General features: G+C 40.6%; 15 protein-coding genes. 7 read left to right on the forward strand and 8 right to left on the reverse strand.

Features of this window, described 5'->3' with window-relative positions; genetic code table 11:
* Positions 1-54: 54 nt before the first annotated feature.
* Positions 55-1,080, forward strand: a complete 1,026-nt coding sequence (sppA, locus tag AY606_RS01545; protein ID WP_067863659.1) for a signal peptide peptidase SppA — start codon at positions 55-57, stop codon at positions 1,078-1,080.
* A complete protein-coding gene (locus AY606_RS01550; RefSeq protein WP_067863662.1) occupies positions 1,077-1,883 on the forward strand; it encodes an alpha/beta fold hydrolase in 807 nt (268 codons plus the stop codon). The genes sppA and AY606_RS01550 overlap by 4 nt, the downstream gene beginning before the upstream one ends.
* Before the next feature lie 117 nt (positions 1,884-2,000).
* Here the strand turns inward: AY606_RS01550 and purN are convergent, their stop codons facing one another.
* Complete coding sequence (gene purN / locus AY606_RS01555; RefSeq protein WP_067863665.1) at positions 2,001-2,630, reverse strand: phosphoribosylglycinamide formyltransferase; 630 nt, start codon at positions 2,628-2,630, stop codon at positions 2,001-2,003.
* 10 nt (positions 2,631-2,640) lie between these two features.
* A complete protein-coding gene (gene purM, locus AY606_RS01560) occupies positions 2,641-3,708 on the reverse strand; it encodes a phosphoribosylformylglycinamidine cyclo-ligase (RefSeq protein WP_067863668.1) in 1,068 nt (355 codons plus the stop codon).
* Positions 3,709-3,842: 134 nt separating this feature from the next.
* Here purM and cxpE point away from each other — a divergent pair, with 134 nt between their 5' ends.
* The 4 genes from cxpE (at position 3,843) to AY606_RS01580 (ending at position 10,148) form a co-directional block, all read left to right on the forward strand.
* Complete coding sequence (gene cxpE / locus AY606_RS01565) at positions 3,843-5,063, forward strand: chloramphenicol efflux transporter CxpE (protein ID WP_067863671.1); 1,221 nt, start codon at positions 3,843-3,845, stop codon at positions 5,061-5,063.
* 15 nt (positions 5,064-5,078) lie between these two features.
* Entirely contained in the window at positions 5,079-5,783 is a 705-nt protein-coding gene (gene hda / locus AY606_RS01570) for a DnaA regulatory inactivator Hda (protein ID WP_067863674.1), read from the forward strand.
* Positions 5,784-5,902: 119 nt separating this feature from the next.
* Positions 5,903-7,702 (forward strand): rhombotarget A, encoded by a 1,800-nt coding sequence (gene rbtA / locus AY606_RS01575; RefSeq protein WP_067863677.1) that lies wholly within the window; start codon positions 5,903-5,905, stop codon positions 7,700-7,702.
* A gap of 16 nt (positions 7,703-7,718) precedes the next feature.
* A complete protein-coding gene (locus AY606_RS01580) occupies positions 7,719-10,148 on the forward strand; it encodes a CSLREA domain-containing protein (protein ID WP_067863680.1) in 2,430 nt (809 codons plus the stop codon).
* Between the two features lie 58 nt (positions 10,149-10,206).
* On the opposite strand, the gene AY606_RS01585 is transcribed toward AY606_RS01580, so the two are convergent.
* From AY606_RS01585 to AY606_RS01605, 5 genes are all read right to left on the reverse strand, one after another.
* Positions 10,207-10,614 (reverse strand): DUF3106 domain-containing protein, encoded by a 408-nt coding sequence (locus AY606_RS01585; RefSeq protein ID WP_067863683.1) that lies wholly within the window; start codon positions 10,612-10,614, stop codon positions 10,207-10,209.
* Positions 10,604-10,924, reverse strand: coding sequence for a hypothetical protein (locus tag AY606_RS01590; protein ID WP_067863685.1), 321 nt, complete (start codon positions 10,922-10,924; stop codon positions 10,604-10,606). Before AY606_RS01590 ends, AY606_RS01585 begins: the two co-directional genes overlap by 11 nt.
* Positions 10,921-11,535: an RNA polymerase sigma factor gene (locus tag AY606_RS01595; protein WP_067863688.1), complete on the reverse strand. Its 615-nt coding sequence runs from the start codon at positions 11,533-11,535 to the stop codon at positions 10,921-10,923. Before AY606_RS01595 ends, AY606_RS01590 begins: the two co-directional genes overlap by 4 nt.
* Positions 11,536-11,702: 167 nt before the next feature.
* Positions 11,703-12,479, reverse strand: coding sequence for a TrmH family RNA methyltransferase (locus AY606_RS01600; protein ID WP_067863691.1), 777 nt, complete (start codon positions 12,477-12,479; stop codon positions 11,703-11,705).
* Positions 12,480-12,532: 53 nt separating this feature from the next.
* On the reverse strand, positions 12,533-13,507 hold the full coding sequence (locus tag AY606_RS01605; RefSeq protein ID WP_067863694.1) for a class 1 fructose-bisphosphatase: 975 nt from the start codon (positions 13,505-13,507) through the stop codon (positions 12,533-12,535).
* Positions 13,508-13,694: 187 nt separating this feature from the next.
* Between AY606_RS01605 and AY606_RS01610 the strand changes: the two genes are divergently transcribed.
* Complete coding sequence (locus tag AY606_RS01610; protein ID WP_067863697.1) at positions 13,695-13,889, forward strand: NF038105 family protein; 195 nt, start codon at positions 13,695-13,697, stop codon at positions 13,887-13,889.
* A 53-nt stretch (positions 13,890-13,942) separates the two neighbouring features.
* Here AY606_RS01610 and pal read toward each other — a convergent pair whose 3' ends face one another.
* Entirely contained in the window at positions 13,943-14,512 is a 570-nt protein-coding gene (pal, locus tag AY606_RS01615) for a peptidoglycan-associated lipoprotein Pal (protein ID WP_067863700.1), read from the reverse strand.
* Between the last annotated feature and the right edge of the window lie 28 nt (positions 14,513-14,540).

Consider the following 14,540-nt stretch of genomic DNA (forward strand, 5'->3'; position numbering starts at 1 on the left):
TCTGATGCAGTGTATATAATGAGTTCAATTTAACTGATCCTTGGATTATTTTGTATGTCCGATTGGCCACCAAAACCAGAAAATGAAATTCAAAATACGCCACATAATTCGCAAAATATCACGGGCAAAGAATGGCATATTTTAGAAAAAGCCGTTTTAGCTTCTGTAGAAGAACAACGACGTGCACGCCGTTGGGGCATCTTTTTTAAATTTTTAACTTTTGCTTATATCCTGTTTGTTTTAGTGGTGTTGGGGAAAAGTTGCAGCACATCTTCTACAGATCCAACGGCAACAACCAGTTCGCATATTGCTGTAGTGGATATTATCGGAACCATTGCTGCAGACAAGCAAAGTGTCAATAGCACCGATACGGTTAAAGCGCTAAAGAAAGCTTTTGAAAACAAACAAAGTAAAGCTGTGGTTTTAAATATTAACTCACCTGGCGGATCGCCGGTTCAGTCTGATGAAATCTGGCAAGAAATTCAGTATTTGAAAAAAGCCCATGCCGATAAAAAACTGTACGCCGTAATTGGTGATACAGGTGCTTCAGGTGCGTATTACATCGCTTCTGCTGCCGATGAAATTATTGTCAATCCATCTAGCTTGGTCGGGTCTATTGGCGTGATCATGCCAAACTATGGTGTGACGGGCTTAATGCAAAAGTTAGGCGTAGAAGACCGCACCATGACTTCCGGTGAAAATAAGGCTTTGCTTTCAATGACCCAACCAGTTGATGCTGCCCAAAAAGCCCATGTACAAGCTGTACTTGATAATGTACATGATCATTTTATCAATGCAGTCAAACAGGGACGTGGGAAGAAGCTGAAATCTCAAGATCCGGCAATATTCTCTGGTTTATTCTGGACAGGTGATCAGGCAGTGAAATTGGGTATTGCAGATCGTACCGGTAGCTTGAATACGCTGAAGCGTGAATTGAAACTGGAAAAAGCAGTGAATTACACCATTGAATATAGTCCTTTTGATTCTGTACTTGGCCGTATGGGAAGTTCTATTGGGCAGGGTTTCGCAAGCTCACTTTCACAACAAGTGCAATCTGAACAAACGACCAAATTACAATGAAGCCGATAATCCATTTTGCGCATGCCAATGGCGTGCCATCAAAAGTCTATCAAAAGCTGTTTGATTTGCTGAAAGATGAATATGACGTTATTTATGTACCCTTGCTGGGGCCAGACAAGCGTTATCCAATTGATAATCATTGGCAAAGCCTAACCCAGCAAGTGATTGATAGTATCATCCGTCAAGCGAAAGGCCGTCCTGTAATCGGTTTGGGACACTCTTTGGGTTCTGTACTGACCTTTCAGGCGGCATTAAAGCGCCCTGAATTATTTAGTCAGGTCATTATGCTTGATCCGCCACTGATCATGGGTAAAGAGGCTCTTGCATTACATATCGCGAAACTGTTTAAGCTCAAAGCACTGGACAAAATGTCTCCGGCCGGTTTGTCCAAGCGCCGTCGCGATCATTGGCAATCTCGTGAACAGGCTGCCGAGTTATTAAGACCTAAAGGTTTCTATCAACATTTTGAGGCAGACTGTTTTCAGGCCTATATTGATCATGCCTTGATGGATGATCCATTACGTGGTGGCGTAGAGCTAACCATTCCGAAAATGGACGAGGTGGAGATTTTTAGAACCAATCCATCTCTGTGGTGGTTGCCACAAACCAAACCTAAAATGCCAATCCATTTGGTGGTTGCTGAGCAGAGTCCTTTTTTACCCCATCAATTTCCACAGCAGGTGAAGAAGAAGTTTGGAATTCCTTTTACTGTCACACCCGGTGGTCACATGTTCCCGTTAGAGCATCCGGTTGAAGTGGTGAAATTGGTTAAACAGCTTATTAAGTCACAACAGTTTAATTAAAAGGCTTTTGGTTGATACCTACATCTTCAATTTCTTGCTGAAAAAGCAATAATCACAGTCTGATAGCCATAAAAAAACGCATCCTGAGATGCGTTTTTTTATGGTATTAAATTCGGTTTAAAACTTACAAAATTGAACAGGTTGCTGCATCGCTTGACCACGGTACAACACACCTTGTTCAGTATGTTGAACTGTTGCTGTACAGATCCATTCCACCACTTGCGGGTAAATGACATGTTCAAGTACATGGACGCGATTCGCTAAAGAACTTAAATCATCATGCTCATTGACTTTGAGCACGCCTTGAGCAAGCGCCTGACCGGCATCCAGCTCAGCAGTCACATAGTGAACGGTACAGCCATGCAAAATATCGCCCGTGTTAAGTACACGTTGATGAGTATGCATGCCTTTGTAATTCGGCAACAGAGAAGGGTGGATGTTGAGCATTTTCCCTTCCCAGGCTTTGACAAACTTGGCACTTAAAATGCGCATAAAGCCTGCAAGAACCACCAAATCCACATTCCAATCCAGCAATTGTTGATGCATCACATCATCAAAGGCCTCACGGTTTGGATACTGTTTATGTTCAATAATAGCAGTTTGAATATCTGCTTTTTTAGCACGTTCCAAAGCATAAGCTTCAGGCTTATTGGAAATGACCCCAACAATTTGACCTGACAGATTGGCATCAATCAGGGCTTGCAAGTTACTTCCACTGCCTGAAACAAGGACAGCAATTTTGATCATGGGCTGTTCTTTATGCAAAAATTACGCGAATTTTTTCATCAGCACCGGCAACAGATTCAGCATTGTCTTGGATATGACCCATCGTCCATGCTTTTTCGCCAAGGCTTGTCAACAATTCAACAGTTTTGTCAGCATCCTGAGCATCAACAACAATCACCATGCCTACGCCACAGTTAAATGTACGATACATTTCATGTTGTTCAACACCGCCTTCACGTTGAAGAAGTTTGAACAATTCTGGCCATTCCCAAGAAGACTCATTAACCACTGCTTGAGCACCATTTGGCAATACGCGAGGTAAGTTACCAGGTAAGCCGCCACCCGTAATGTGTGCCATCGCATGAACATCAACTTGTTTGCAAAGTTCAAGTAACGGTTTTACGTAAATGCGTGTAGGTTCCATTGCAACATCTGCAAGTGGGCGACCGTCTACGATTTGGGTAAGATCGACGTTTTTCACGTCTAAAATTTTACGAAGTAAAGAGTAACCGTTTGAATGAGCACCTGAAGATGCAACACCAATCAAAACGTCACCCGCTTTAACTTTGGTTCCATCAATAATTTTGCTTTGCTCAACCACACCTACGCAGAAGCCTGCAAGGTCGTAATCTTCACCTTCATACATGCCTGGCATCTCAGCAGTTTCACCGCCAACCAATGCACAGCCTGCAAGCTCACAACCTGCACCAATACCTGTCACGACATTTGCTGCAACGTCGACATTTAAGTGTCCAGTTGCATAATAGTCGAGGAAGAATAATGGTTCAGCACCACATACAATAAGATCGTTTACACACATTGCAACCAAGTCTTGACCAATCGTGTCATGACGGTTCAAATTGAGTGCTAAACGTAATTTTGTACCAACACCATCTGTGCCAGATACGAGAACAGGTTCTTCATAACCTTTAGGGATTTTACAAAGAGCGCCGAAGCCGCCTAATCCGCCCATAACTTCAGGACGTGAGGTACGCTTAGCCACAGATTTGATTCGATCGACAAGTGCGTCGCCCGCTTCAATGTCGACACCCGCATCTTTATAGCTTAAACCAGTGTTTGGGGAAGTTGAGTTGCTCATAATGAAGTCTCCGCATTCGCGCGGCGATTATACCCGAATATACGAAACTCTTATGCTATTTATGCGCTAAAATGCTATCTTTATTGAAATATTTTACTTTCTATAACGAATAAACCGAAAAAAGGCGAATTTGCATGGTGGATCGTACCTTACGTCGCATTTTTATATTCTCAGGAATTGCATTCATTCTTTGGGTTTTGTATCTGCTTAAACCTGTGGTATTGCCTTTTGTGGCCGCATTCTTGGTGGCTTATTTATTTAGCCCGTTAGTGGATAAACTTCATAAGATCGGTTTGCCGCGTTGGGTGGCTATTAGTCTTGTTTTTATTGGCATTGGTGTGGTTCTCACCTTGGCGATGTGGTATTTGGTACCACTGGTCTGGCAGCAGCTGATGTATGCGCGGGACAGTATTCCAGCAGGAATTCATTGGTTAAATTACACCTTTTTACCTTGGGTATCGCAAACTTTTAGTGTCGAGCCGATGGAGATCGATACGCAGCAAATGTCGACTGTGGTCATGGAATATATTCAGACCAATTATAGTGCTGATAGTATTCAGGCCATGGTGTTAAAAGTCGCTCAATCGGGTCTGAATTTCATCCAAATTGGCGGAACAGTTGTTCTGATTCCGATTATTGCGTTCTATTTCCTGTTAGATTGGGATCGTATGCTCGACAGTTTTCGTCGTTTAATTCCTCGTCCTTATGAGAAAAGTACTTTACATATTGTCGGTGAATGTCACAGCGTATTAGGGGCCTTTGTGAAAGGTCAATTTTTGGTGATGTTCCTACTCGGTACGGTTTACGCAGTCGGCTTGCAAGTTATTGGTCTTGAAGTTGGACTCATTATTGGGATGGTTGCGGGACTGGCCAGTATTATTCCCTATTTAGGATTTGCGGTTGGGATTATTGCAGCTGTCATTGCAACGCTATTTCAGTTTGGTATTGATTGGATGCAACTGGTTTTGGTGGGTGTTGTCTTCATGATTGGTCAGGCAATTGAAGGTTATGTTCTGCAACCTTTCTTGCTCGGTGATAAAATTGGTTTGTCCCCTGTAGCTGTGGTATTTGCCGTATTGGCAGGTGCACAACTTGCTGGTTTCTTGGGCATGTTGATTGCTTTGCCAGTTGCAGCAGTTATTGTGGTGCTGCTACGTCATGCGCGAGATTGTTACGAGAAGAGTCGCATATATAGGCACTCGGCTATAGTCATACAAGAGACAGGATCAGGATCAATTTCAATTGAATCGGATCAAGTAGATGTAGATATCGAATTGAGAAATACAGAGTCAAAAAATCTGCAAGATACTGAAAAATCGAGTAAGATTGATTTGATACAAAATAAAGAACCCTAAGGGCAAAACATATATATGCGTCAACTGCAATTAGATATAGAGCCTCAACTGGATGCCCGGATTAGTGATTTTTCGGGTCCAAGTTGGGGGCATGTTATTGATGCAGTTCGACAACTTCATGCCGGTTTAATAAACCGTTTCTATATATATGGTGGTGCAGGTTCAGGTAAGAGTCACTTGCTTTCTGCTATTTGCGATTCTTATTTAGAAGTCGGCAAGTCTGCAATTCAAGTCTCATTACTGGAATTGCTTGATGCGCCCACTGAAGCGATTACGTCATTAGATCAATATGATCTGGTTGCTTTGGATGATATCGAAGCCATTAGCGGTGTTCCACATTGGCAAAAAGCAGTATTCCATTTAATTAATTATAATAACGAAGGTGGAGGACAGCTAGTTTTCTCTTCTCGGGTTGCACCCATTGAATTGAAACTTGAACTTCCGGATTTACAATCACGTTTGACTCAGGCGGTGAGCGTTAGAGTGCCGACGGGAAGTTTGTATGCAGACCGCTATGCGCTAGTAACGTCGGTATTAACACGTCGGGGAATTCACATTGATCAACAAATTATCGATTATTTGTTGCTACATGGGCCTCATCAGACCTCTATTTTATTACAAACTTTAGAACAATTAATTCAGTTGTTAAAAGGTGAAAAAACAAAAATAAGTCATGCGAATTTAAGACAAATTTATGCATTAATTGATGAATATCGGTAAACAATAAAAAATCTTGAGAAATTATTCAAGCTGTGACAAAGTACAGCAAAATAGTTCAATGTTGCAGGGAATTTGCAACTATAGAATAAAAATATATAGAAGAATACAAGGAGAAATGTATGCTCAAACGGAGCATAGGCATAGGGATGCTGTGTCTAGCAGGACATGCTTATAGTGCACCAATCACTGTCACTATTACAGATGATATTACCAAAGATGATCGTGAATGTTCATTGCGTGAAGCCATTGAATATGTCAATAAAGGCATGCCTGAAGCAGGCTACATGGGCTGCGGTGGTAAAGATGCTTTTTCGACGATTTTGTTAGATAAACAAAAAACCTATATCCTCAACACTAAAATTGATGTGAAAGCAAGTCTTGCCCTAAAAACCTATTATGACATCGCAGTGACTGATGAAGCTATTCCCGGCTTGAATAATGCTGTAATCAAAATGGCGGGCAAAGATCAAATTTTCAATATTGATAATGATCCTAGTGATTTAGCTTTGATTACCATCAGAGAAGTCAGTTTTGAAGGCTGTAATAAAAATGTTTGTGCCGACAAAGGCGGGATTTTCTATAACAATGAAAGTTTAGTCTTGCAATATGTCAAACTCTCTGGCGGTAACGCACGTTTAGGTGGGGCAATTTATAATGTAGGTGAGAGTAGTGCAACGCAAAACTATATTAGCCAAGTTTCTATCACTGACAGTATTGTAGAAAACAATACCGCCATGACTGGCGCTGTTTTGTATGGTCAACGACCAGCATTTACACTGAGGAGTGTTGTCCTTAAAAATAATAATACGACCTCGGGTGCGGCTAATATTTTTAGTGAAAAAGCCATTCAAGATGTCAGTCTGCTGACCAATAAAAATATGAATAAGCTTAGCAATAGTACATTCTTAAATAACAGCGGATATGCCATTAATATTCGTGATGGGGTTGCAGTCAATAACGTTACGATTGTAGGCAATAATGCGGGTGTGCAATTTGATTCTGCAGAAGGCTATGGCTATCTTACCAATAGTATCGTGGTGGGGAATGGAACGGGTACCAGTAATTGCCAATTTAGTGCAGATGATAAGACACTGATGCAAAACAATTTGGTCAGTACTGAATGTAAGAGTGGCGATGCTAAATATCCAAATGAATTTTGGACGGGCACAAAACTATTTGCTGGGAATAGTAGTGAAGGCACTTGTAAATCGTTGGTGGAAGATCCAGATGCTTTACTGTGTCCATACAGCACGCCGAAAAATACGTTCTTGGGTTATATCCGCCCGCGTATTTTACTTAGCGCTAAAAATATGTTTGATACCTTGATCTTGAATAAAGGTCGTGTGGATTTGTCATCCGACAGTACACAATTGATTTGTGAAACCATGGATCAGCGTAATAAGAATCGAACTACGGATAATAGATGGTGTGACCGTGGCGCGATTGAGATTGTTGTACCGAGCTCTAAATCGCGTATTGGACAAGATTTAAAAGTGGGTGAAGTTGCTAAGCTAAACATTTTAGAATATTTAGGTGACAGTGATCTGTATCCGAAAGAACAATGTGAAAGCTTATTAAAAATGAAAAACCCTGCGGGCGGTGAGTGGCAAGACGGTTGTGCTTATATCGATCAAACGCTGACAAAGTCGAAAGGAACATTGACTTTGGATATAGATGGTAATTTGGTTTATACCCCAAATGGCAATTGGCATGGTGCAGATATTTTTAACCTTCAAATTGTTACCTCATCGACACATTTCAATGAAAATAAAAAATATATGGTACTTGAAGCCTATATGGTGCAAGAACCAAATAATGAATTTGAAGATAAATCTGTAAAAACATCAGGTGGGGCGTTCGGATTCTTCGGCTTATTTGCTGTATTAGGACTGGTGGGTATACGCCGCTTTAAAAAATAAGAAAAAGGGAAATGTGATGCACACTTATAAAAAAGGATTGCTCTGTGTCATGGTTTTGTCTGCCATGTCGCTCATGGCAGCAGAAGATAGAACCATTTATGTCACGACATTTACAGATGAAAATGGCGAAAATGCTAATGCTTGTTCATTACGTGAAGCTATTATCACTGCAAAGAAAAATATAGCCTATGGTGGCTGTACGCCCGGTAATACGGTTTTTGGACAAACCGATTATATTCAACTAGAAACCGGTACCTATGAGTTAAATTCAGAGTTGGCGCCAGAATCGACCGTCATTATTAGTGGTGCAAAGCGTCTTAATTATGCTGAAAAAAACAAGCTAACTCAGAAATATCCAGCTTTGGAGGACATTAAAACCATCATTAGTGGAAAAGATCGTTCACGTATTTTTAACACCAGTAAAACAGAAAGCAGTTTAACCCTGAATGATATTCAGCTTGAAAAGGGCTATGCGGAAAATCAGGGGGGGCAAAATGGACGTGGCGGTGCGCTACTCATTGGCGGTGATTTTGAGCTAAATAGAGGGGCTATTCTGAAGTCTAAAGCAGATGTGGCTGGCGGTGCAATTTATAATATTGCCTTAAATACCGAAAAGAAAATATCGATAAATGGTAGCTTAATTCAAGATAATAATGCTGTAAAAGGCAGCGTGATTGCCATGGATTGCTTTGGCAACCTAGATGATAGTAAACCGGCGGTTAATATAGAACAAAGCAGTATCATTAATAATGGGTCAAGCAGCAGCTTAAGTACCTTAGATTTTTGTGGTGCCGCAAAGGTTAATTTAATGACCAATACCATTGCACAAAACATAGCCAGCACAACCAATGGTAGTATTTTGCGCGCAGTCACAGATGGTTTAAATCGTTTGAGTCCTGATTCAGATATAACAATAACCAGTAATACCATCGTAGAGAATGAAGCGCATAGTACGTTGCTATACGATGAGAATGGCAGAAAATATCTAGCATTTAATGTTCTAGCATTTAACCAAGGTGGTAAATCTTGTCGTTATTATTCTGATACAGGGATACCCAAGGAAAATATCCGCTTTACTCTTGCGAAGAATGCATTAAAGTTAGGTATAGGTGCAGACCAATGTGATTTACCTGAAAGCAGTTTAAAATCAACAGCAGAAGTGGCGAATAATATCGATGTTTCGACTAGTAGTTTTTCTACATTGCTTTCTGAGCTGACAGTGGCATCTGCATATAACAAATTCCTGCCTTTATACTATCCACGAAATAATCAGACAGCGACTGACTTGGTAGATGTAAATAGCAGGGGGTGTAGTGATTATGACCAACGTGGATTGGAACGTGTGACCGATGCGGTTTTACAATTAACCCCAAGCTTGCAAAACAGTTGTGAAATTGGCTCTGTTGAACAAATTAACTTAGCAGCGGCTGATGTAACTGATCTTAAAAATTCATCTTTAGTAACCCTGTTAGACTACTACCAGACCAACATTGACGCTCTTAAAAAGCTGATTGCGGATAGTCCTAAAAATAAAGAAGATGTGGCTGATTTTAAAGAAGAGTTAACGAACTACCAAGACCTTCTCAAATATACCAAGCAGTATCAGAAATATCGTGCGATTTATTTTGATCCTTTTACTCTAGCCGTTGCTGCAGAAGAGCGTGTTCCAGATAGTACAGGTGAAGATTACCGTATTAAGGCTTTGGATACTGAGCATTACAGTATTTCAGTAGAAACTTTCGGCATTGGTTCGCTAAAAGTCATAGATGGCACTCCGGTATTAACGGGTTCATTGGATGACTTGAAATGTGAATGGAAAGAAGATTTAAAACGTGTGTTGATCTACCGTACAAGCGGTGAATTACTTAAAAATGGTGACTATGCATTCTGCAAATACACCATCAAAGAAAAAGCTGGTAAAGGTCAAGAATCATCGGGAATTTTACAAACCAGCTTTACTAATATCGTACCTGTTGCTGTAGATGATGTTTATGTCTTAGAGGCAAGTCAGAATTTAACCGTAAGTGTGAATCCTCTAGAAAATGATCATGATGATGGTGATGGGCCTATTTCTACACTTGCTAAAAATAAAGCGCTGTATCATCAAAATGATGCAGGTCAAGATATTCCGATTCGATTTACTACATTGCCAGCGGGTTTAATTATGAAAGCTGAACACGAAGGTCCCTGCCCAGAGGCCTATATTCGTGATACCTGTTACGGTGGTAAGATTCAATTTACGGTGAAAAATAGTTTCAGTCAGTTCGACTACCCAATTGAATATACGATTTTTGATTCTGATAACGGTATGTCAAATATTGCTAAAATTACATTGAAAAATACAGCGAAGGATACAAACTCAAGCAGTGGTGGTGGTTCACTCGGTCTTTATAGCCTATTGGCTGTTGCTGGACTTGGCTTATATCGACGTTATAAAATGAAATAAATATCAAAAAAGCCTCATAAGAGGCTTTTTTAATGAGGAGTATTTACTATTTCGAGCATTAATGATTGGTAATATTGGTCTGCTGCAAATATTTAGTGATGTATTCCTCGCGAATAGCAGGTCTTTCTTCAGCTGTCGCTTTTTGCATACGGTTGCCTAAATCTTTACGTTCTTGGCTACTCATTTTTTGCCAAGTTTCTCGCATTTTTTGCTTTTCTTGCTCGGGTAATTGGGTAAACCAATCCATACGCTGATGCAAAGCTGTACTTTGCGCTTCAGGTAATTCTTTTAGCGATTGATAACGTTGAATAAGTGCACGTTGTTCAGCATCTGACAGAGTTTCCCAGGTTTCTGCCACTTGAGTGTCCGCATCTTTGGAAAAAATCCAAAAACGTTCAAAACCAGCGAAACTGGTTTGTAGAAATGCGAGTGCACAAAAAGCAAATGCTAATCTTTTAGCTGCCATGTGGAACTTTGTCCTCACCTAAAACCATTAACATCTCCAAATCTTCAACCATTTGTGGTGATAATTTTGGAGTAACTATGACCTGATTCTGAGGCTTCGCAGCCATTTCAATAGAATTTGGGAAGACCACAAAACCTGCAATTGCAGCAGCAAGTGCAAATCCTGACATTTTCCACAGTCCGTAACGGGAAGTTTCTCGATCTTGAATTTCTTCAATGACCAGATTCATCACAACAGGTTTATCTTTATGATGTTGTGCGAGTCCATCGAGTTTGGAAGTAACTTGTTTTAAGAAATCATCTTGTTTCATTCGGATGACCCTCCAGAATATGGATTCAAATGTGCCAGCGAGTTCCTAAGACCTTGAATAGCACGGTGATAATGCGTTTTCACACTACCTTCACTGCATTCCATGATTTGTGCAGTGGTGTGTGTATCAAAACCTTCCCAAGCACGTAGCATAAAAGCTTGTTGCTGACGAACGGGAAGTTGAGAAATGGCTTCCTGTATTTCTTCGGCAGTTACAGCTTGATCAAGAAAATCGAATGGGCTAGGGGTATTTTCATCAACAATATCATTCAGTTCAATATCATCGTCATCTAGGCTAACTTTTTTAAAAAAAGAAAAAGGTTGCGCTCGACGGACTTCTTTCCTGCGCCAGTCTTGTAGCTTATGGTTCAAAATGGTGTAAAACAGGGGATACCATTCATCAGTCGGCTTTTCGGCATATGCTTTATGTAAGGAAATAAATGCTTCTTGCACCAAATCCATTGCAATGCCTTGTTGACCTTGAGTAGCACTTTCCATCATCACTAAAGCACGCCCTGTCACATCCTGCATGAAAATTTTTAGGCGCTGTTCAGCCGTACTCTTCAGAATACTCAAATTTTCCGCTTGAGACTGTTTTGGTGCTGAATCCATAGATATGGAAAATCCTGTCATTGGACACCCACCATTATTCCTATTTTCATACATATATAACGCTAGGAATAATGGTTTGGTTGACAACAAATTTATTATTTTTCTAGTGTAGTCTATTTTTAAACATCAGCAGGTGATGTTTAAAATAAAGTAACGAAACAACAGGCTTATAAACGTTGACGAACCATCTCAAAGAAACAAATCGAACCTGCAACGGCAACATTTAATGATTCTTGTCCACCAGGCTGTGGAATAGAAACAGCTTCGGCATGCTTAAGTGCATAATCAGAGACACCTTGACCTTCATTGCCCAGAATCCAGACACACTGTTTTCTTAAGTTCTTTGAGTAAAGGCTTTCAGACTGGTGCGAGCTGGTAACATAGACTGGTATGGTGAATTTTTCTAACAGATCTTCTAATACAATATTTTCATAGGTGTGTAGAGAAAAATGCGCCCCCATACCTGCACGCAAAACGCGCGGTGACCAGATTGAGGCTGAACCTTTAGTGCATACAACTTGCTCAATGCCGGCAGCGGCAGCGGAACGGAGCAAAGTTCCGACATTACCCGGATCCTGGATATTGTCCAGAATTAGAGTATCTTCCTTAAAGTTCAAGGCTTGACTTGAACTAGGTAAATCAACAATTGCCAAACATGCCAAAGAAGTGCCTAGGGTACTTAAGTCGTTGTATAAAGCTTCACTCAGTACAAAAACATTACCGTCGTATAAGGATACGATTTTTTCTAAATCAGGATGACTATAGGCAGCTTCGGTAGTGAATATAGAATTAATGCTTCGACCCTGTTCTAACCAGGCAAGGCTTAAATGGGTACCTTCGAGTACCGTTTGACGATTCTTTTTACGGAATGAGCTTTGTTCAATCAATCCACGTAGGTGTTTGATTTTTGTATTGTCTTTTGATTCGAGAAAAAAAGCTGGCATGGGAGAATTATCCGTGGAAGTAAGCGACAAAACACTTACTTCCATTTTTTAAATTAATGGTGGTAGTGAGTAACTAGGTCAACTTCGTTTTTAGATCCAATCACGACAGGAACCCGTTGATGTAATTCAGTCGGTTGAATTTCTAAGATACGAACACGGCCCGTGGTAGATGCACCACCCGCTTGTTCCATCAGCATACTCATCGGATTTGCTTCATACATCAAGCGAAGACGACCAGCTTTTTGAGGATCTTTGGTGTCATATGGATATAGGAAAATACCGCTGCGGCAAAGAATACGGTGGATATCACCTACCATACACGCCACCCAGCGCATGTTGAAGTCTTTACCACGTACTGACGTTTTACCATCTTGAAGTTCAGCAATATAGCGTTTTACCGGTTCTTCCCAATGACGTTGATTGGATGCATTGATGGCATATTCTTTGGTATCGGCAGCAACTTGAATATTTTCAGAAGTTAATAAAAATTCTTGAGTTTCAGGATCGAAAGTGAAGAATGCAACCCCTGCACCTACGGTAAGCGCCATCATAGTAGATGGGCCATATAATACATAACCTGCAGCAGCCTGGTTTGTACCTGGCTGCATGAAATCCTCAGCTTTGGTCACGGCATTTTTAGCCGGCAAAATAGAGAAAATTGTGCCGACACACATATTGATGTCGATATTGCTGGAACCATCAAGTGGATCGAACAATACTAGGAATTCACCATTTTCTTGTGCAGGGGTAAATTCATCGAGTTCTTCAGAAGCCAAACCGCCGACATGGGGATGAACTTTTAAGGCATCGATCAAGTAATCATTCGAAATAACATCAAGTTTCTTTTGTTCTTCGCCTTGTACGTTTTCGTGTTGTGCACTACCCAATACACCTGCCAAGGCTCCTTTTTGTAATAACTGATCAATGGCTTTACATGTATTACCAATTGTTTCAATTACTTGAGCAAGTTCAGGTGTTAAGTTCCCTGATTTTTGTTCTAGAAATTGGGAAAGGGTGAGGTATGACATGTCAGGAAAACTCCAATTAGAAAATGATAAAAAATTATCAAAAGAATATAGGCAGTCATTTTAGATGAGAACGCGGCAAAAGAACAATTAAACTCGACTATTTGTCGTGATTTTACTCTTGTAAGTTCTGTGGAAAATGCTATGTTGAGGAACGAAGGGTATTAAAAATCGTGATAGGAGCCCAGTTATGACAACGCAAAAGTTTGATGCGACTCCAACGCCAAATGAAGCTATGAATTTAGATGATATTTCTGCGGAAAAAGTGAAAGAAGCCTGGAAGGCTTATGAAGCAAAACCAGAATATAAAAAATTCAATAAGCATGATTTAATCGAATCCATGCAAAGCTCCACTGATGAAGTTGAAAACTCTGAACAAGCTTAAAATATAAAAAAGCGCTCAATCAAAAGATTAAGCGCTTTTCTTTATTTAAGCCATTATTTTAATAAGGGCGGAACAGCTTCGTAGTTCAGTTCTACGCGGCGGTTTTCTTTCCATGCATTTTCATCATGGCCAGCATTAATGGGCATTTCTTTACCATAGCTTACGGCTTCTAATTGCGTAGCAGCAACACCATTGGTAATCAGGAAGCTTTCTACCGCTTTCGCACGACGCTCACCCAAAGCGATGTTGTATTCACGTGTACCACGTTCATCGGTATGGCCGGTTAAAGCCACTTTCGAATTTGCATTGGCCATAAGGAATTGTGCATGTGCTTGAAGGGTTTGATAGTCTTCGTTAGAAAGATCGCTGCTGTCATAGTCAAAGTGAACTACACGTTTTGCCAAGAATGCTTTATTTGCTGCAGTCACACCTTTAGAAGAAGCACCTGCCAGGTTTTGCGCATTTAGGGCAGCATCTTCACTTAAGCCTTCAGTATTTACTGTACCTGCTTGAGATGGGTTTTGTCCTGCTTGAATTTCAGCTGCAGGTTTACGGCTGGCACAACCGGTCATTACTAACGCTGTTGCAAGAACAGGAAGGACCAATAGTTTAATTGCTTTCATCTTTATCTCCATAATCATCATTGATTTA

It is taken from the genome of Acinetobacter sp. SFB (genome assembly GCF_001647545.1).
Taxonomy (GTDB): domain Bacteria; phylum Pseudomonadota; class Gammaproteobacteria; order Pseudomonadales; family Moraxellaceae; genus Acinetobacter.

Excerpts from the sequence above, each read along its gene's own strand:
- cxpE (WP_067863671.1), top strand. The coding sequence starts at position 3,843 with ATGGTGGATCGTACCTTACGTCGCATTTTTATATTCTCAGGAATTGCA.
- AY606_RS01585 (WP_067863683.1), bottom strand. The coding sequence starts at position 10,614 with ATGGCAGCTAAAAGATTAGCATTTGCTTTTTGTGCACTCGCATTTCTA.
- pal (WP_067863700.1), bottom strand. The coding sequence starts at position 14,512 with ATGAAAGCAATTAAACTATTGGTCCTTCCTGTTCTTGCAACAGCGTTA.
- sppA (WP_067863659.1), top strand. The coding sequence starts at position 55 with ATGTCCGATTGGCCACCAAAACCAGAAAATGAAATTCAAAATACGCCA.
- hda (WP_067863674.1), top strand. The coding sequence starts at position 5,079 with ATGCGTCAACTGCAATTAGATATAGAGCCTCAACTGGATGCCCGGATT.
- purM (WP_067863668.1), bottom strand. The coding sequence starts at position 3,708 with ATGAGCAACTCAACTTCCCCAAACACTGGTTTAAGCTATAAAGATGCG.
- purN (WP_067863665.1), bottom strand. The coding sequence starts at position 2,630 with ATGATCAAAATTGCTGTCCTTGTTTCAGGCAGTGGAAGTAACTTGCAA.
- AY606_RS01605 (WP_067863694.1), bottom strand. The coding sequence starts at position 13,507 with ATGTCATACCTCACCCTTTCCCAATTTCTAGAACAAAAATCAGGGAAC.
- AY606_RS01600 (WP_067863691.1), bottom strand. The coding sequence starts at position 12,479 with ATGCCAGCTTTTTTTCTCGAATCAAAAGACAATACAAAAATCAAACAC.
- AY606_RS01595 (WP_067863688.1), bottom strand. The coding sequence starts at position 11,535 with ATGGATTCAGCACCAAAACAGTCTCAAGCGGAAAATTTGAGTATTCTG.
- AY606_RS01550 (WP_067863662.1), top strand. The coding sequence starts at position 1,077 with ATGAAGCCGATAATCCATTTTGCGCATGCCAATGGCGTGCCATCAAAA.
- AY606_RS01590 (WP_067863685.1), bottom strand. The coding sequence starts at position 10,924 with ATGAAACAAGATGATTTCTTAAAACAAGTTACTTCCAAACTCGATGGA.
- AY606_RS01580 (WP_067863680.1), top strand. The coding sequence starts at position 7,719 with ATGCACACTTATAAAAAAGGATTGCTCTGTGTCATGGTTTTGTCTGCC.
- rbtA (WP_067863677.1), top strand. The coding sequence starts at position 5,903 with ATGCTCAAACGGAGCATAGGCATAGGGATGCTGTGTCTAGCAGGACAT.
- AY606_RS01610 (WP_067863697.1), top strand. The coding sequence starts at position 13,695 with ATGACAACGCAAAAGTTTGATGCGACTCCAACGCCAAATGAAGCTATG.